This window comes from Ferruginibacter sp., assembly GCF_028288465.1.
Classification (GTDB): domain Bacteria; phylum Bacteroidota; class Bacteroidia; order Chitinophagales; family Chitinophagaceae; genus Ferruginibacter.
On sequence record NZ_JAQBNR010000053.1, the window covers coordinates 33,916 to 52,157 of the forward strand.

Annotated in this window: 17 protein-coding genes; 4 read left to right on the forward strand and 13 right to left on the reverse strand. The window is 38.0% G+C overall.

Features of this window, described 5'->3' with window-relative positions; genetic code table 11:
- Position 1: 1 nt before the first annotated feature.
- Positions 2–2,701 (reverse strand): 4-alpha-glucanotransferase, encoded by a 2,700-nt coding sequence (locus tag JWR61_RS20445; RefSeq protein WP_301929573.1) that lies wholly within the window; start codon positions 2,699–2,701, stop codon positions 2–4.
- 196 nt (positions 2,702–2,897) lie between these two features.
- Between JWR61_RS20445 and JWR61_RS20450 the strand changes: the two genes are divergently transcribed.
- Positions 2,898–3,053, forward strand: coding sequence for a hypothetical protein (locus JWR61_RS20450; RefSeq protein WP_290338873.1), 156 nt, complete (start codon positions 2,898–2,900; stop codon positions 3,051–3,053).
- Positions 3,054–3,067: 14 nt separating this feature from the next.
- On the opposite strand, the gene tpiA is transcribed toward JWR61_RS20450, so the two are convergent.
- The 4 genes from tpiA to JWR61_RS20470 form a co-directional block, all read right to left on the reverse strand.
- Positions 3,068–3,829, reverse strand: coding sequence for a triose-phosphate isomerase (gene tpiA, locus JWR61_RS20455; protein ID WP_301929574.1), 762 nt, complete (start codon positions 3,827–3,829; stop codon positions 3,068–3,070).
- 12 nt (positions 3,830–3,841) lie between these two features.
- Positions 3,842–4,861: a putative sugar nucleotidyl transferase gene (locus JWR61_RS20460; protein ID WP_301929575.1), complete on the reverse strand. Its 1,020-nt coding sequence runs from the start codon at positions 4,859–4,861 to the stop codon at positions 3,842–3,844.
- 120 nt (positions 4,862–4,981) lie between these two features.
- A complete protein-coding gene (locus JWR61_RS20465) occupies positions 4,982–5,236 on the reverse strand; it encodes a type B 50S ribosomal protein L31 (RefSeq protein ID WP_290338870.1) in 255 nt (84 codons plus the stop codon).
- Between the two features lie 138 nt (positions 5,237–5,374).
- On the reverse strand, positions 5,375–5,866 hold the full coding sequence (locus tag JWR61_RS20470; protein ID WP_301929576.1) for a YajQ family cyclic di-GMP-binding protein: 492 nt from the start codon (positions 5,864–5,866) through the stop codon (positions 5,375–5,377).
- A gap of 241 nt (positions 5,867–6,107) precedes the next feature.
- Between JWR61_RS20470 and JWR61_RS20475 the strand changes: the two genes are divergently transcribed.
- On the forward strand, positions 6,108–7,523 hold the full coding sequence (locus JWR61_RS20475) for a sensor histidine kinase KdpD (RefSeq protein ID WP_301929577.1): 1,416 nt from the start codon (positions 6,108–6,110) through the stop codon (positions 7,521–7,523).
- A gap of 123 nt (positions 7,524–7,646) precedes the next feature.
- Here JWR61_RS20475 and JWR61_RS20480 read toward each other — a convergent pair whose 3' ends face one another.
- The 3 genes from JWR61_RS20480 to JWR61_RS20490 all read right to left on the reverse strand — a co-directional run bounded on the left by JWR61_RS20480 (position 7,647) and on the right by JWR61_RS20490 (position 12,080).
- Entirely contained in the window at positions 7,647–10,091 is a 2,445-nt protein-coding gene (locus JWR61_RS20480) for a TonB-dependent receptor family protein (protein WP_301929578.1), read from the reverse strand.
- A gap of 129 nt (positions 10,092–10,220) precedes the next feature.
- Complete coding sequence (locus tag JWR61_RS20485; RefSeq protein WP_301929579.1) at positions 10,221–11,549, reverse strand: prolipoprotein diacylglyceryl transferase; 1,329 nt, start codon at positions 11,547–11,549, stop codon at positions 10,221–10,223.
- A 114-nt stretch (positions 11,550–11,663) separates the two neighbouring features.
- A complete protein-coding gene (locus JWR61_RS20490) occupies positions 11,664–12,080 on the reverse strand; it encodes a BrxA/BrxB family bacilliredoxin (protein WP_290338864.1) in 417 nt (138 codons plus the stop codon).
- A 240-nt stretch (positions 12,081–12,320) separates the two neighbouring features.
- Here JWR61_RS20490 and JWR61_RS20495 point away from each other — a divergent pair, with 240 nt between their 5' ends.
- The gene (locus JWR61_RS20495; RefSeq protein WP_301929580.1) at positions 12,321–12,761 is read left to right on the forward strand and encodes an Hsp20/alpha crystallin family protein; all 441 of its coding nucleotides are present in this window, start codon (positions 12,321–12,323) and stop codon (positions 12,759–12,761) included.
- A 137-nt stretch (positions 12,762–12,898) separates the two neighbouring features.
- Positions 12,899–14,161 (forward strand): hypothetical protein, encoded by a 1,263-nt coding sequence (locus JWR61_RS20500; RefSeq protein WP_301929581.1) that lies wholly within the window; start codon positions 12,899–12,901, stop codon positions 14,159–14,161.
- A 71-nt stretch (positions 14,162–14,232) separates the two neighbouring features.
- Here the strand turns inward: JWR61_RS20500 and JWR61_RS20505 are convergent, their stop codons facing one another.
- From JWR61_RS20505 to infC, 5 genes are all read right to left on the reverse strand, one after another.
- Complete coding sequence (locus JWR61_RS20505; protein WP_301929582.1) at positions 14,233–15,639, reverse strand: arginine decarboxylase; 1,407 nt, start codon at positions 15,637–15,639, stop codon at positions 14,233–14,235.
- Positions 15,640–15,779: 140 nt separating this feature from the next.
- Entirely contained in the window at positions 15,780–16,127 is a 348-nt protein-coding gene (gene rplT, locus JWR61_RS20510) for a 50S ribosomal protein L20 (protein WP_290338860.1), read from the reverse strand.
- Between the two features lie 58 nt (positions 16,128–16,185).
- Complete coding sequence (rpmI, locus tag JWR61_RS20515) at positions 16,186–16,386, reverse strand: 50S ribosomal protein L35 (protein WP_301929583.1); 201 nt, start codon at positions 16,384–16,386, stop codon at positions 16,186–16,188.
- A gap of 179 nt (positions 16,387–16,565) precedes the next feature.
- Positions 16,566–17,309, reverse strand: a complete 744-nt coding sequence (locus JWR61_RS20520) for a DUF4114 domain-containing protein (RefSeq protein WP_301929584.1) — start codon at positions 17,307–17,309, stop codon at positions 16,566–16,568.
- Positions 17,310–17,620: 311 nt separating this feature from the next.
- Positions 17,621–18,202, reverse strand: a complete 582-nt coding sequence (infC, locus tag JWR61_RS20525) for a translation initiation factor IF-3 (protein WP_301929585.1) — start codon at positions 18,200–18,202, stop codon at positions 17,621–17,623.
- Between the last annotated feature and the right edge of the window lie 40 nt (positions 18,203–18,242).

The following is an 18,242-nucleotide window of genomic DNA, read 5'->3' on the forward strand; positions in this document are numbered from 1 at the left end:
ATTATCTGCCGCTTGCAAGTACGTCTTTTTTAAAATCTTCATTGAAGCCTTTTTCTTTGATCAGGTCTTCGAGGTTAAGGTGCATCCTGTACCTCCAGTAATGCTTAGGGTCTGCCGGAATGTTGATGCGTTCATCGTTGGGATTATTTCTACGCAATTTTTCACTGCTGCCTAAAATATCCTGCAACTGAAAAATGCTCCACATAGCCGGTGAATAAATATGCTGCAACACGATTTCCTTATTGATATACGGTTCGCAGTAAAACGGAGCTGCACCATAATGCCCCAGCATATTGTTATAAAATTGCTGCGTTTTAGACTGGTCTTCTTCCCACCAGCCTCTTATGGTACTCATGTCGTGTGTGCTCGGTGTCACCACGCTTAAGTAAAGCGCATTTACCGGGTGAAAAAAAACATCTGTTGTTTGCTTGGGCATGCGCTGAATTTCCAGGCTAAGCATACCTAACTGCCTCATAACATCAGGCACGCAGGCGGGCACCATACCCAGGTCTTCGCCACAAACCAGCATATCTGTGCTGCGCTTTAATTCGGGCAGTTTTTGCATGGCCTGCTTTCTCCAGAAATCATCCTGCCTGCGAAAGAAATAATCTACATACAATTCTTTCAACTTTTGCTTGCTGTAGTCGTCCAGATCTCTGAAAGAAGTTGTGTTTTCCATTCCTATGCGGAAATGAAATTCCTGCATCTGCGAGCCCGGCTCTTCTATAAAAATGATATTGCTGATCAAATCGAAAAGCCCTCCTTTAATCAGTTGAGTAAAATCGGTTTCGGGTAAATGACTGAAATAATCTGCAACTTTTCTTTGTGTATTAAAAGCAGGTTTTAATTCATAAAAGCCATCGGCCGGGTTTAAAAAATTCTCTTTTACAAATGCAGCCTGCTCCCTGAATTTTTCCTGCAGCACATACTCCGTGATGTAAGGCTTACAATACCGGTGGTATTGAAAGGAAATATTGTTTTGAAAAAGTTCGTTGATATGTACTGGAATTGCGGGAACAAAGCGTCCCAGAATTCCTTCAACTGCATCCAAAGGAATACTCCAGATTCTAAAAAATCCAAGTATATGATCGATGCGAAATACATCGAAGTATTCGCTCATTTGTTCAAAGCGCTGTCTCCACCAGGCAAAGCCGTCTTCCTGCATTTTCGTCCAGTTGTAAGTAGGGAAGCCCCAGTTCTGCCCCTTCACTGCAAAATCATCCGGCGGTGCACCGGCCTGGGCATCCATATTATACAAACCAGGCGTCATCCACGCATCGCAGCTGTACCGGTAAATGCCTATCGGCAAATCTCCTTTAACTACAATGCCATTTTTATGTGCGTATAAGGTGGCCGCTTTTAACTGCTGGTGTAAATGATACTGAATAAAGTAATGGATGGCCACCGCATCATAGTGAGGCTGGTCGGGCGATGCCAGCTCCTGTATTTCGTCATCTTTAAATATACTGTAAGCGGGCCATGAATTATAATCCGCTGTTTTGTACTCATCTCTTAAATAACAAAATGCCGCATAAGGCACCAGCCAATGACGGTTTAAATCAAAAAATTCGAAGTATTTTATGTCGTTGCTGAATGCTTCCTTTTGATCCTGGTACAATCTTTTTATAGTGGCAAACTTATACTTCATGACTTCTTCATAATCTACCTCTGCTAAACCATTTAATTCTTTTTGCTTTTGTTTAAGCGATTTTAGAATAGCTGAATTTTTATCACCCGCTACTTTACTGAGGTTTAAAAATAATGGGTGTAATCCGAAGGCCGAAACTGCTGCATAGGGATAAGAATCAGTCCAGGTATGTGTAGCGGTAGTATCATTTACCGGAAGCAACTGTATTAATTTCAAACCTGTTTCTTTAGCCCAGTCTACCAACAATTTGATGTCAGTAAATTCGCCTGTTCCAAAACTGTTTTCACTGCGCAAACTGAACACTGGAATAGCTACCCCTGCTCCTTTCCAATCCGGTGCAGCAGTACGTACAAAACCATCATGAGAAATGGTGTATTTACCGTTGCCGCCGTCGCCGGGCAACAGGCGGTTGTCACCAGTCTCAAAGCGAACAAACGATTTTTCTACTGCATTGTAAATACCATATTTGTAAGAAAGCGGGAAGCCACCGTTTGCAATACTTATGCTTATCTTCCACCAGTCGTTTTGTTTGGTGAGCAACAAGGGGCTCGATACATCCCAGTCACCTAAAACTTTTCCGCTACCGGTTATACAAATTACTTCATTGGTTTTAAGCAGCGGACATTTCACTTTAAATTCATGTGTATACTTACCTGCTGACGTATCTGTCGAGGTTGCAGCTGTCATCTGCTTCAACAATACTTCCTTAAAAGGTTTTGTATAAAATGCATTCTCGATAGTTCCTGCATAATTCCAGGTATCAACCAATATCAGTTCTGCAATATTCTTATTGGCACAATCAATTTGTTTGTTGTCTTTCCATTCAGCAATAACATTACCTGGAGCGTCTTTTAAAATATAGTAATATTCTATGTTCCCTGATTCAATATCTATATCAGGAATTTCAATTTCGCAATGACAAAACTGGTCGTTGAGGTATTGCAGGGGAATCGCCTGATTTTGATCATAATCACCCAGGGCAGAACAGTTACCGGTAACATAAAGGGTTTGGCCGAACCGGGTATAAAAACGCAAATAAAAGTGAGTGGTCATTTTATGGCAAGTTAATTTGCGGCAATATAAAACCTTTCAATCACAATGTAAAAAATACACAATGAAATAAGTTTAATACTTTGTGTTTAATAGGCTTAAATACTTACACAGTTAGTTAACTATTTAAAATAGCAGATAAAAAATAAGGCAAAACATTTTATGTATGTTTTGCCTTATTTTTGCAAAAAAAATTTCAATGGAAACAACTAAAAAATCAACCGGTCTTTATTGGGTATTATTCCTCGTTTCTATCGCAGGCCTTGTGGTAACCTATAGCTATGCCGGTGGTTATGCTTCATTAGTTTTACCTTTTAACTTCACCTTTCTTGCAAAGGCGTTGGACCTTATGTAAATTTTATACCAAACTTATTTTAAACTTCTTATAATGGCTGCAAACTCTGTGGCCATTAAAGAAGCTCCCCCTACAAGTCCTCCGTCCACATCAGGCTGGCTGAATATTTCTTTTGCATTAGCAGCTTTTACACTTCCGCCATACAAAATAGAGATACTTTCTGCTACTTCATTACCATAACCTTGTGCCAGTACGCTGCGAATATAAGCGTGTATTTCCTGGGCTTGTGCACTGGTGGCGGTTTTGCCTGTTCCAATGGCCCAAATTGGTTCGTAGGCAATAACAAATCCCGTTAACTGTTCTGCTGTCAAGTGAAACAAACTTTCCTTTATCTGTGATTCCACAAAACTGTTCTGAGTGCCTGCTTCTCTCACTTCCAGCGCTTCTCCGCAGCAAAAAATGGGTTTTAAGCCATATTCAATACACAAGTCAATTTTTTCAGCCAATACCTGGTTACTTTCGTTAAAATATTCCCTGCGTTCACTGTGTCCCACGATCACATAATCGGTACCAATACTTTTTAATATTTCTACACTCACTTCTCCTGTAAAGGCACCAGACACTTTATTGTAACAGTTTTGTGCTGCGACAAAAACGTGGCTTTTGCCTGCAAGTATATTTTTTACATTCACGAGGTAAGGAAAAGGAACTGCAAATACAGTTGCCTGGGTCTCATTTAATTCCCTGGTTGCTTCCATCAGCTCGTTTACCAACGTTTCGCCTTGCTGAATTGTGAGGTTCATCTTCCAGTTAGCCGCAGCTATTTGTTTTCTCATTGTTTTAAGTTTTTATTGATTGTAAAGTTGTTCTAAATTTTTCTTTTCATGAGGAGTCAATACAGCTCCTTTCAGCTTTTTCCAGTTACTGATATCCTGTAAAGCTTTTTCAAAACTGTAACGCTCCTTTCCCCATGAAAAATCATTTACCAGTTTTGGAGGAAACCCTTCCCCAAAAATATTGCAGCAAACTCCCACCACTGTACCAGTGTTAAAAGATGTGTTGATAGCCGCCCGGCTGTAATCACCCATTAACAAGCCACATTTCAATCCCATACCAACGTAATCCCTTTCTTTATTACTCCATACCCTTACATTGCCGGCAGTATTTTTTATATTAGATGTAGTGGTACCTCCGCCGAGGTTACACCATTCACCAATTACACTATCACCAAGGTAACCATCATGGCCCTTGTTGCTGTTTGCAAACATGACTGAATTTTTGATTTCGCCGCCTGCTGTACAATAGGGGCCAATGGTAGTGGCGCCATAAATTTTACTGCCCATCTTAAGTACGGCGCCTTCGCACAGCGCAAATGGACCCCTTATCATACATCCTTCCATTACCTCTGCATTTTTACCAATATATACCGGCCCTGTGGTAGCGTTGATGATGCTGTGCTCTATAACAGCCCCTTCCTCTATAAAAATATTGGAAGGCGATATAGCCTTGTTAGAGGTTGAAAGGCGTGACGAATATCTGCCTCTTGTAATGAGTTCAAAATCTTTCTGCAGTGCCCATCCATTCAGTAAAAAAATATCCCAGGGTCGCTGGATGCTTTTTATATTCTCGTGTTCTGCTAATATTTTGCCAGCAGCATATGAGGTTGCAATTAAACTGGCTGTATCTTTCGTTGGGATAATATTGGATGGTACCAGCGAATATTCAATTGGTGCATCATATTGTGCTTCTATCAATGACCATTTTTCGCGGATAGTTAGTATACCTACGCGAATATCTGCTACTGAACGTGTTGCAGTGAAGGGGTACAACTGTCCTTTTAGTAAATCATCACCTGGTTTCGCTGTCATGGAATGTAAATTACAAAGCAAAAAATTATCAGCATATTTATCATCCGATAAAAAAAATCCCCCCGGGGAAACCGAAGGGACATAAAGTATTTACAAGTAAACAAATAATAGTAAAATATACTAGTTTGCTTTCTTTTCGTAACGCTTCTTAAATTTGTCAATACGTCCTGCAGTATCCACCAGTACATTTTTACCAGTATAAAACGGATGAGAGGTGTTTGAAATTTCCAATTTAATTACTGGATATTCCTTACCATCTTCGTGCAAAATAGTTTCATTTGAATTGGCCGTAGAACGACTCAAAAATGTGGTTCCATTACTCATGTCTTTGAAAACAACAAAACGATAATTTTTGGGATGCAAATCTTTTTTCATAATTGTAAAGGTTTGTGCATGGATTTTGCCATGCGATTTTTAAAGAGTGCAAAAGTAAGGCAAATAATTTAATAATGGGCCACTAAAATGAAACAATGGACTAAAAGACTTCAGTTACCGCTTCCTGTCAAAGGAACACTAGCTCTTCATATTGGTTTGCTGTAACGCTATGCCGATATTCCATCCCTTTGACGCCTGTATGACTTCCTGTAGATCGTCTATTTTTTTTCCTGTAATACGGATGATATCGTCCATAATGGCGGCCTGAACTTTAAGTCCGCTGTCTTTAATCAACTTCACAATTTTTTTTGCATCTTCCTGCTTGATACCATTTCTTACAGGTATTTCCTGCTTCACAATTTTCCCGCTTTGATGCGGCTCTTTAGAAAGATCGTACACCTCCGGTGCAAGCCCCTGCTTCATACTTCGGCTAATCAGCACATCTATAATCTGGCTCAATTTCATCTCACTATCTGCTTCGAGGTTTACCTTAAACTCTTTTTTATTAAGTTCAACTACTACATGACTCCCTTTAAAATCAAAGCGGTTGATAATTTCTTTGCTTACAGTGTTGATGGCATTATCTAACGTTTGCAAATCAACTTTACTGGCAAAATCAAATGATGGCATAAGTGACAATTTTTAAAAATATTCAGAAAATGATTAGCAAAACTAAGTATTTATCTTTTGCCTCACCACTTTTTACACCAGTGCAAAATGCAATTGCACTAGCGGACTTTTTTCAAAGTATCAATTTGCTTGAAGTATTTCTTAAATTTTTTCATCGGTAATTATAAAAAGGGTATATTTATTACACCATTGTACTCTGTGTAAGCTGCTGTTTGTTCCAATAACCAATGCGTTTACCGGTATGATTTTTTTGCAAAACTTTGTCCATAAAATTAAAAATATAGGGTATACTGATTACCTGTCCGATTATGAGAAGAAACGACTGGTTATTTTCAACATCCTCAACTTTACAGGTTTTTGCCTGGCCACAATCAGAACTTTATACACGTTATTACTGGCACCTACCTGGTATAATTACTGGACAGTAGCTTCAAATTTTGGACTAGTATCTGCATTTTTGGTGCTATTTGCAGTAATACATCGTCATTTGTACAGTACGGCAACAGTAGTGTCTTTTGCAACTATTCCGGCTTTGCTGGCATTTTCAAGTTTGACGACACCTGATTCCGGCACAGAAATTTACCTCATACTTTACATGATGCTGGCCTTCTTTTTTCTTCATAAAATAAGAAATATCATTTTTGCTTTCAGTTACTCTTTGCTTCTCTATGTTGGTTTACATTTTTATTTTAAAAATAACCCTGCCGGCACAGCGTCGAGTTCAATGGCTATTTATTATACCAGTTTTAATTATCTGTGTTCCTTTTTAATGATATTTATTACAATGTACCTGATTAAATTTCAGGTATGGAAGTATGAAAGATCAATTAAAGCAAAGAAGGAATTAATCCGTCTGTCCAATAAAAATATTTTGTTTAAAACGAAGCAAATAGAACAACAATCAGCACTGCTACAGAAGAAAAATGCGGAGTTAACCGAACTTAATAATATTAAGATCAAACTATTTTCTATCATCTCGCACGATCTCAGAACATCTATTTATGCATTGAAAAATATAATGGATGCCTTTGCCAAAGGCGCCTTTTCAAAAGAAGATATGTTGATGAGTTTACCTGGTGTAAATGCAGAAGTGGACAAATGTGTAGAACTGATGGATAATCTGCTCAGCTGGGCACGCAACCAGTTAAACGAAAGCAAGGTGACACTGCAAAGTCTTGAACTGAGCAATATTACCTCCAACACGTATAAACTTTTTTCAAAAAAAGCGGCTGAAAAAGGAATTACCCTCATCAATAACATTGAACCAAATACCTGTGCGTATGCAGACGCCGACATGATGAAAACAATTTTGCGCAACCTTATTGGCAATGCGTTGAAATTTACCAGGGCTGGTGGCTGTGTTGAAATTTTTTCGGAAAAAAATAATGAAACGGTTAACTTAATGGTGAAGGATGATGGTGTTGGTATCAGTGAAGAAGCACTGACCAAAATATTCAGTGAAAAATACTATACAACATTGGGTACGGGCCAGGAAATGGGTACAGGGCTGGGACTGATGATCTGCAGGGATTTTATTAAATCCAATAATGGAAAATTTACGGTCAGCAGCAAAACCGGCGAGGGATCCTGCTTTACCATTACATTACCCATCTATAAGAAAAACCTTCAAATGCAGGAAGCATCAGTTGACTATTAATTTAACTGGCTTTCGCGTAACCAGTTTTTTGGATTATTCATCATATATAATTTGGTATAGTCTATCTATAAAACAAAAAACGCAGCCCTTAAAGAACTGCGTTTTTGAATATTCAATCTAAAATTAATTTACTCCTTTTATCCTGTTCTGTTCATCTCCGGCACCGCCAGTATTTCTTTTTTGAATTCCCTTGATTGGTTTACCAAACCGGTAGGTAAAGTTGACTGATACAACTCTTGAATCTCCATACTGATGAAAACGGGCATCGGTATTAAGAATGTCAATTTTACCATTTTGTATCATGGAGAAAAATGCATCCCTTACATTTAACTTAATCGTTGCCTTCTTTTTTAAAATCTCTTTCTGTATGCCTGCATTTACCTGGCTTAAAGGATTGATTGATATCTGGCCCTCAATTCCTTTGGTACGATAAAAGCCCGATAATTCTGCACTCCAGCCCTTGTTAAATTTAAATTGGTTGTTAATATTAATCAGGTAAGTAGCCCCTGTTCTTTTTTCGCTATTGCCAAATGTCAATCCTTTGTACTGGCTGTAATTGGCTTCTGAATAAACAATCAGTGTCCAGATTTTTGTAATTGCTTTTTGAGCATTGACAGATATACTTCCATTGTCAGAACTGGCAAAATTACCTTGCTTAATTACCGTTGCATAGCCTCTTGGTTCAAAGGTTTCGCTAAACAAATCTTTTGTGTGAGCATAGTTGATTGTTGTAGTCAGCCATTGATTAAAAGTGTGCGACATCTCCAGTACATTGGCATACGAGGGACGTAAAAAAGGATTGCCTTCACCGTAGGTATATTTATCCAAATAGAACATAAAAGGATTCAGATCTTCATATGCCGGACGATTGATCCTTCTGCCGTATGAAAATGTAAACTGATTTTTTTCATTGGCATTGTAGCTTACAAACATAGTCGGAAACAATCCGGCATAGCTTTTTGTAAAAGAGCTGTCTGGTCTTTGCGGATTACCAAACTGGTCTCCTGAATAATTGGTATTTTCCAATCTAAGCCCTGCCTGGAAGCCCCATTTTTTAATTTCTCTACTTGCATTTAAATATGCGGCATTGATGTTCTCTTTATATCTAAAGCGGTTTGTTTTTTCATAATCCGGATGCTTTACATCGTTGATGATATTAAAATAGCCAGCTGTATTATCTGTATTTACAAAACTTGTTTTTATACCGGTTTCAATTTTTACGCCTTTCTTTAACGGGTGCGTATAATCTGCTTTCAGAGAGTAAATTTTTATCACCGATGGCAGCTCTCCTACAAGTTTGTTACTGTTGGAAACAGTTCCATCAGGCAAATAAGTGATGTTACTAAAAGGTTGCGTTTTAGTGGCATTGTAATCCATATAATCTGCATCCATTGTAAACTCTCTTCCTGTAGAATCAAACTGATGACGAAGGTTAACATTCACTGCACCATTTTTCCACCGGCCATCTTCTGAACCTTCGGAAACTGCCACAGAGTCAACAACACCTAGTTTGCTTTTTAAATAACTTGTATTAAGATTGGATTGCTTTTCAGGATTTACAAAACCAGAAACCACCACTCCAACTGTAGTCTTTTTACTCGCGTAATAGTCAACGCCAAGTTTTGCGTTGTTGCTCCCATTGTTGTGTAACATCCTTGCATTCTGATCAAAAATGGCATTTACCGACTGATCTGAATTTTTATAAATACGGTTGATATCCAATTGCTGAAAATTTTTGCGGTGATTAACACTTAGTGTGCTAAACACATTGAATTTGCCGTTGCGGTAATTTAAGTTAAGGCTGTTATTTGTTTTACCGTAAACGCCCTGGCCATAACCAACGGTAGCACTGCCGTTGAACCCTTTTTGCTTGTTCTTTTTTGTTTTGATATTGATAATCCCAGAGTTGCCAGCAGCATCATATTTTGCAGACGGATTGGTCATTATTTCGATCTGGTCTACATTGGTGGATGACATACTCCTCAACAGGTTGGCCAGTTCTGCACCGTTTAGGTAAGAAGGCTTTCCGTCCAACATTACCATTACGCCCTGTTTTCCTTTCAGACTAATATTGCCGTCTTTGTCCACTGTAACGCCCGGGCTTTTCTCCAGCACTTCCATCGCGGTGGTACCAGCATTCGTTACAGAAGCATCAACATTCACAACTGTCTTATCAATTTTTCTTTCGGTAAAAGCCTTTTTGGAAACGATTGTTACATCCTTCAATTCTTTTCGGGCGGGCTGCAATTGCAATACCTCTACAATAATGGTGGGCTTTTCAACTGAAAGGATAAGCAGTTTACTGTAAGCTGTAGTATGTCCTGCTGAGCTTGCAGCTACCAGGTAATTACCTTCGTTAATATTTTCAAAAGAAAAATTGCCGCTTTTATCAGCAACAGCTGCCTTTACAAGACTGCTATCATTACTATGTAATAGTGATATAGTTGCTGCGTCAACTATTTGCTGATTGCCACCATCTTTAATTGTACCCGAAATTTTTCCGTTTAGCTGCGCAAGGCTGACGATACTTATGCTCATAGCAGTCAGCAGGATTAATAAATGTTTCATATTCATTTGTACCTTGTTTTGAATTGTACATAACAAAAATAGGTACTTTGCATTGCAAGGAACAGTATTATACACAAACGGTTATTAGCTACCATGACTGGTAAAAGAATTTACCGGTAAAACGGTTGATTATGCAGATCTTGAAAACCTCATTTTAGCTACAACAATTAGTATAACGCCGGACAAGATGAGAAATACAGCGATTATTTCAGCTTGGCTAAGGTGAAAACCAAGTACAGTATAAAGGTGATTTACCCGTATTTTTTCAATAAAGAATCTTTCAAACCCATTCAGGATAAGATATAAACCGAACATTACACCTGGAATCTTTAGTCTTTTTCGATAAGCCCACATCATCAAAAATAATAGGGTGCACATAATGGTCTCGTAAAACGCAGTCGGAAAAACAGGTTGAGGCAAAGCACGACAGTGCTCTTCATTACAACCAGGAATCTTTTTGCCGTCTTTATTTACATTCATTGGGTAAGAATAGGCAATCATCCATTTTGGTAAAAAAGAAGGTCCTTTTACTGCCAGTCGTGGTACTGCTTCCAGGCTGGTGAAAGTTCTGGCAGTTGGTATGTAAGTGAACACGTTTCCACTATCCAGCACCCGGGCCTTCAGATGATAATTGGCAAATTTTCGTAACTCCTGATCAAATTCCGGCTGCGTGCATTCCTTTACCTTACCGTAATCGTCGCTTACGTAGGCGCTGTTATAAATTCCCCAGTCGCCATCTCCGGATACCTGGCATCCGATACGGCCAACGGCATACGCGATCATCAAGGCAGGCGCCGCAGCATCCGTCAAATGAACGAGTTTAATGCCTTTTCTGTAAGCAAACCAGCAAATCGCAATCGTGGCTAAAATCAATCCGCCATAAAATGCAAGGCCGCCCCCAGAAAAAATGGTTCCAATTGGGTCGGCAATCAGTTCATCCAGGTTTTCCATAGCATCAAATAACTTGGCGCCCAAAATGCCGAATATTAATCCTAGTATGATTATATCGCCTACCCTGTCATGCGGCCAGATTCTTACATTTCTTTGCTCTGGTTCTTTAAGTTTATGTTTATTTTTTTCCCACCACTTTACACCTATTAATATCAATCCCAGTATTATGCCAGCAAATAAATTACCCTCACGTGAGAAAATATATGTCTGTGCGCTAACCTCATCAGGTTTGTTAAGCATTAAACCAAACAATTTATAGCCAAATAAAAAACCGGTAACAAAATTTACAAAAAGATCAAGGAAGGAAGCGGGCATCCCAACTGTTATGGCTTCCTCCCTTGGTAACAACAGACCTTGCTTTTCCTTCCGTTTTAGTTCGCTTGACAAAACTATTGCGGCAGACACGAACCCCATTGCCACCATTAAGCCAAATGTATTAAACAGATTAAGCGCTTTCCACTGAACTCCAAACAGGTCTTTAAAAAAATAATATAGATTGGGATACATACTTTAAAATTAAGTGTTGCAAGATATTCAATTATTCTTTGCAGTAAATTAATAGTATGCTTAAATAAAAATCCCGAAACTGAACGCTTCGGGATTGACAATTAAAATGTTCTTTTAGTTACAGTACTGCTCAAATGCACCAATTAAATTTTCAGCAATCATTTGGGCACTTCTTCCTTCTATATTGTGCCTTTCAATAAAATGAACCAACTGGCCGTTTTTAAATAAGGCAATTGAAGGGGATGATGGAGGATAAGGCAACAAGTGCTCCCTGATTTTTTTAACTGCGTCCACATCAAAACCTGCAAAACTGGTTGCCAGGTTATCAGGCTTTTTTGCACTGTTATGCACGGCCATTAAAACACCAGGTCTTGCTGTTCCGGCACTGCAGCCACAAACAGAATTTATCACCACAAGCGTAGTTCCTTCATTGGCTAACCTGTTATCTACCTCTGCGGCAGTCAACATTTCTACAAAGCCATTTTCAGTCAGCTCTTCCTTCATTGGTATTACTATTTCTTCCGGATACATAGTTTTTTGTTTTTAGAAAGCAAATTTACAACTTAGTTTGAATTAATATTCAAGTTTATCAATACGTTTTCACCGGTACACCCGACGAAAGAAAACGACATCCCGTCATACGTATTTAAAATAAAGTGTCAGTATGGCTTAAATGTCTATAACAAAAGGTCATATTTTCTAAAAAAGGGCGCTGGAACAACTTTTGAACAATCAAAACAAACAAATTTTAAATCTAAAAAAATTATAGACATGACATTCGTAAAAGTAAACAACCCGGCTGTAAGAAATTTTGATGGTTTAATGAAAGATATTTTTAACGAGATCCCGGCTTCTTTTGGAAAAACTTTCCGGGAAGATGTTTTAGGTTTTCCTCCGGTAAATATCACAGAAAACGCAAAGGCATATCAGCTGGAAGTTGCAGCACCCGGTCTCGAAAAAACTGATTTCACAATTAAATTAGATGATACTTTATTGGTAATCAGTGCATCAAAAAAGGAAGAAGCAACAAATGACGACGTAAAAAGCATCCGCAAGGAATTTAGTAACAAAGGATTTAAAAGAAGTTTTACGCTGGATGAAAAAATTGATGCGGCAAATATAGCGGCCAAATATGAAAATGGTATTTTGAAGTTGACACTTCCCAAAAAAGAAGAAACAGCTCCGGCAAGCAAAGAAATAGCGATTCAGTAAGGTTAGAGTAAAAATAGAGTTTGTTTTGGTTAAGAAAAGGCTATTCTGTTAATGCAGGATAGCCTTATTTTGTTTAATTACCTGTTAGCCTTATTTTTATGTTTTACCTTTGCCGGTATACCTCTTAAAAGAAAAACATGATCAAAAAAAATTGTTTATATCTCCTGATTTTCTTCACCATTCCGGCAACACTTTTTTCACAGGTTAAATTAGATTCCATTCCGGTAATATCTAACCCGGCTGATACGGCTTTGCGAATAAAAAATCTTAATCCCTATTTTAGCCTGCATGTTGACTCTACGCTAAGATATCCGCTGATCATTAATAAAGACATTGCTAAATATTACTGGTTTTTAAAGAACTCTCCCGTAGGCTTAAAAATCAATAAAGACAATGGTGAACTTACATTTAAAGCTGAAAAATCATTTTTCCTTTCGGGGAGATTAAAGTATGATTACGAATATAAAGTATCGTTAAGCGTCCAAAACCTCGACAATCCGGAGGAACGCGTCGACACGAGTTTTGTGCTTTTGTTTTACAATACAGAAATTATACCTTCCAAGGTAAAGCCTACGGTAACAAATACTTTATTTATTGATGAAGGCGATACTGTGAGTTTTAAATTGCAATGTGACAACGGTAATTTTCCGATTGAGGAAATTACCTATTTCAGTAATTATCCGATAAAATCGCTGACTCCCGTTACTAAATGTAATGATGATTTTACCTGGCGGGCACCCTTTGATTTTATTAAGGACACAGATAAAGATAAAATAAAGAAACTGGAGATCTATTTTATTGGTACCAATAAGTTTAATAACCGTGATACCGCCATCATTAATATTATTGTAAAAGAAAGTATCAATTACCCGCAGCAGGTTATTGAATTTGAAAAACTGAGGACAGAAATCGACCATTATGTATTGCAGCTTAAAAGTAGCTTTAGACTGGTTGACAAAAAGATAAAAAAGACGAAAGGCACCAGAACAAGTTTTGATCTTGCATCTGCCTCAACAGCGCTTGGGGGAACAGTATTTTCTTCTTTACCGGGCAGAAGTGAGCAAACTGCAGGCAAAATTTTACCAAGTGTAGGCGTGGCGCTGGTGCCGGTAAAAGAGGCATCTGCACCAAATAGTTCATCCGACCAAAATACGGCTACCTTAATTAGGAACAGTATAAAAAGGCTTGAGTATTTACTGGCAGACAACACATTGGCGGGAGAAAAAGATCCTAATATTTTAACGAAGTCAAATAAATTAAAAGAAGAATTAAAACAGAGTCAGGTACAGTTAATTGATATTCCAATAGCGGAGGAAAATTTAAGCCAAAAAGAATTGGATGATTACTTCAACAATCCCAAAGTAAATAAGAAATATAAAGTAAAACATAAAGCCAATTAAGGTGACATCGTTATAATAAAAAAAGTGGCAGTTGCCACTTTTTTTATTATAACTCTTTAACCCGGATAAATTTACATATAGCCTAAAATCTTCAGCATACTTTGTGCGGTTTGTTCCTTTGCATACACCCAGTCAACCAGTTTACCATTTTTGTCCCGTTCTACAATAATATGTTTTGGAGACGGTATCAGACAGTGCTTTATACCGCCGTATCCACTTATCTGGTCCTGGTATGCTCCGGTATGGAAGAAGCCCACATACAGCGGTTCTCCACCTGCAGTCAGCTTCGGCAAAAATACTTCATTGATATGTTCCTCAGAATCATAATAGTCATGACTGTCGCAAGTAATGCCCCCCAAGGTTACCCGTTGGTATTCATCCTTCCATTTGTTGATTGGAAGCATCAGAAATTTCTCCCCAATCCCCCAGGTATCTGGTAATGTCGTAATAAAAGAAGAGTCGATCATGTACCATATCTCCCGGTCATTCTGCATCTTTTCTCCAATTACACTGTAAATGTGCGCCATGCTTTCGCCAACGGTGTAGCTGCCGAATTCGGTAAAAATATTAGGCATCTGCACTTTATTTCTTTTGCATGCAACCTTGATATTACGCACAATTTCATTGATCATGAACTGGTAGTCATATTCAAAACCAAGCGAGTGTTTTATAGGAAAGCCCCCGCCGATATTGATTGAATCCAGTTCAGGACAAATCTTTTTTAACTGGCAATAAAGGTTAATTACCTTGTTTAATTCACTCCAGTAATAGATATCGTCTTTTATCCCCTTGTTTAAAAAAATATGCAGCATCTTCAACTGAAACTTATGCTCAAACCCTTCAATTTCATCTACATAAAATTCCAGGATATCTTTCGCCCGCATGCCCAGCCTGGAAGTGTAAAAAGGGAAATTCGGCTCTTCCTCTGCAGCCACCCTTATACCCACTTTAAAAGGAACTTTTACCGATTTATACGCCTTCAATTCTTCCTTATTATCCAGAATAGGAATTACATTTTTAAAGCCGGTATTCAATAAGCGGGCAATACGGCTTGTATAGGACTTTTGCTTGTAACCATTACAGATGATAAAGGTGTCCTTATTAATCTTCTTGCGTTCATATAATTTATTTACAATTTCTATATCGTAGGCGTAGGAAGTTTCTAAATGAATATCATGCTTAAGCGCTTCTTCCACAATGAAAGAAAAGTGTGAGCTTTTTGTGCAGTAACAATAATTGTACTTTCCTTCGTACTGGTGTTTCTTAAAGGCCTTGGCAAACATATCTTTTGCCTTATTAATCTGCATACCTATTTTTGGCAGGTAGGTTAACTTGAGCGGCGTTCCATATTTATCAATCAGCGATTTTACATCCAGCCCATTGTATTGCAAATACTCGTTTTCAACTTTAAAATCATGTTGAGGAAAGTTAAAAGTCTGATCGACCAGATCAGCATAAGTATTGTTCATGTTATTCATTGACTGCAATGGGTTTTATTTATGAAATGCAAATGTACTTGAATGAGAAATGTAATGCATAAAAAACCGGCTATGATTTTGTCATAACCGGTTTTTCTTTGTTGAAAGGTTCAACTATTCGTTTTAAATAAAAGTATTTGTTATCCTTTTACCTGCGCAACAAGGCTCTTAAAACTTTCTGGTTCATTCATTGCCAAATCGGCCAGCACCTTGCGGTTGATGTCGATATTTTTAACGGCTAACTGGTGAATGAATTCGCTGTAAGTTAACCCTTCGGCCCTTACGGCGGCATTGATACGTGCAATCCACAACGTGCGGTATTCACGCTTCTTTAATTTACGGCCAACATAACTGTATGTTAACCCCTTTTCCATTACGTTTTTGGCGACGGTATAAACGTTTTTACGTTTTCCGTAATAACCTTTGGCGGCTTTTAGTACTCTTTTTCTTCTGGCCCTTGATGCTACTGCATTTTTTGAACGTGGCATATCTTAATAATTTTGAAATGTTAGTGTGTTGAAATGTAAATTGGTTGTTGAAACTGATTTAACCTTTCAGACGTAATAAACGCAATACGAAATCATGGTTGGTAGAATGCACTACCCCATCTTTTCTTAAATTACGTTTGCGTTTTTTCGATTTTTTTGTTAAGATGTGACGTTTAAAGGGCTTTTGAAAAGTAATCAGGCCGGTTCCTGTAACTTTGAAACGCTTCTTTGCGCTCGAGTTGGTTTTAACTTTTGGCATTTAATAACTTATTATAGTTACTCCCTGCTGGCGTTCCGAACAGACGGACACTTTTTGAGCCATGTGGGAAATGATCAAAAAAGAAAGAGCTCTTTTTCGGGCGGCGAAGGTAGGAAATAAATCATAGTCTTTGAAATAAATTTATAATTTTATATCAGACTGTGTTTGAAAAATAAAAGTTAAGGCACTACTGTGCAGTAAAACATCATGTCGTTAAAATCATTATCGCATAAACTACTAGTTCTATCAATATCTTCAAATCCAATCAGAACTTTGTTTTCTTCAGGGTAATTGATTAATACCGCGTGCTTTTTCAGGCTTGGTGCTACTTCCGGATTTAAAATATCATTAGAACAGAAATGTACTGCAGAGCTATCAATCGTATGAGTATTCCTATTCCATCCGTTTTGCAATATGACAAATCCAAGTGAAATTCCTGCATCAAATCTTCCCAGATGAACTTTAGCGCCCGGCTGCAGTGTGGTATAAATTCCCGCATTGGGGAAAATATAAGTTATATTTTTTATATCTTTAGCACTCGCTGGCGACTGTCCCGTAGTATAGGTATAAAAACCAAATGTATTAGTGTAGCCTGTACCATTCGATACATAAGTTATATAAACGTCTGCAGAAGTGTGAATAGGAATATCAGCAATAGAATTAGCATTGAGTAACTCGGGATGAAGATTTCTCAAATCCTTGCTTTCAGGAAGAAGGTTTGTTATATAAGTACGCAATGTAGAAGAAATGGTATCACTGGCTACGAGGTAGTCTGGTTTACCGTCACTGTCATACCCTCCCAAGGGTTTGTAGGTTGTTGACGTAAAGGTTACTGGAATTGTAACTGCTTCCTTTTTGCATGATACGATAATTAATAGACAAACCTGTAAGGATGTCAATTTCAAGAGTTTCAGAAGTTTCATTATATGTGATTTATGAAGTGGTAAAACAACCTAATCAAATAATGCGCCGGTAAATATTTCCACACAATTCAATTGGGGCATTATTTAAAAAAAGCATCAAAATAGCTACTACGCGCTGGCATTTCATGTCAATTCTACTTAAAAACAGAAGCTTACATTACTTAAGATTTAAACATGATTTCCAGCAAATACTTGATGAAAACGAAAAAGGGAAACATTTGTTTCCCTTTTTCAATTTATTTAATTTTTCTTTTTCAACTCCTGTACCCAAGAGGTACCGATATTGGCTTACCCTTCATTTGCAATTTCACTTAATTCTTCGCCTTTTTTTGACTCTTAGGGGCAAACATAACCAACATTCGCTTACCTTCCATTTTAGGCATGCCTTCGAGCGCTCCTACATCCTTCAAACGGTCAGCGAACTTTAATAACAATAATTCTCCTCTTTCCTTAAACATTATGGCACGGCCTTTAAACTGAACGTGCGCCTTTACTTTATTGCCATCCTGCAAAAATTTTTCTGCATGTTTGCATTTGAATTCAAAATCGTGATCATCTGTATTGGGCGTAAAACGAACTTCTTTAACCTCACTGGTTTTTGATTTCGCTTTCATTTCCTTCTTCTTCTTCTTTTCATCGTACAAAAATTTATTGTAATCGATGATTTTACATACCGGTGGGGTTGCACCCGGAGAAATTTCTACCAAATCCAACTGCTGATCCTGCGCCATTTTTTGTGCATCGGCAAAGGAATAAATGCCTGGCTCAATATTTTCGCCTACCAGCCGTACTTCCGGTACCCTGATCATGTGATTTGTACGATGTTCCTGTTGTTGTTCTTTTTTAAAACGGGGGTTAAATGCGCCGCGGGGGGCTCTTGGTGGAAATGCCATTAATTGATTTTATATTTAAAATATGGGGCAAGCAGCCCTT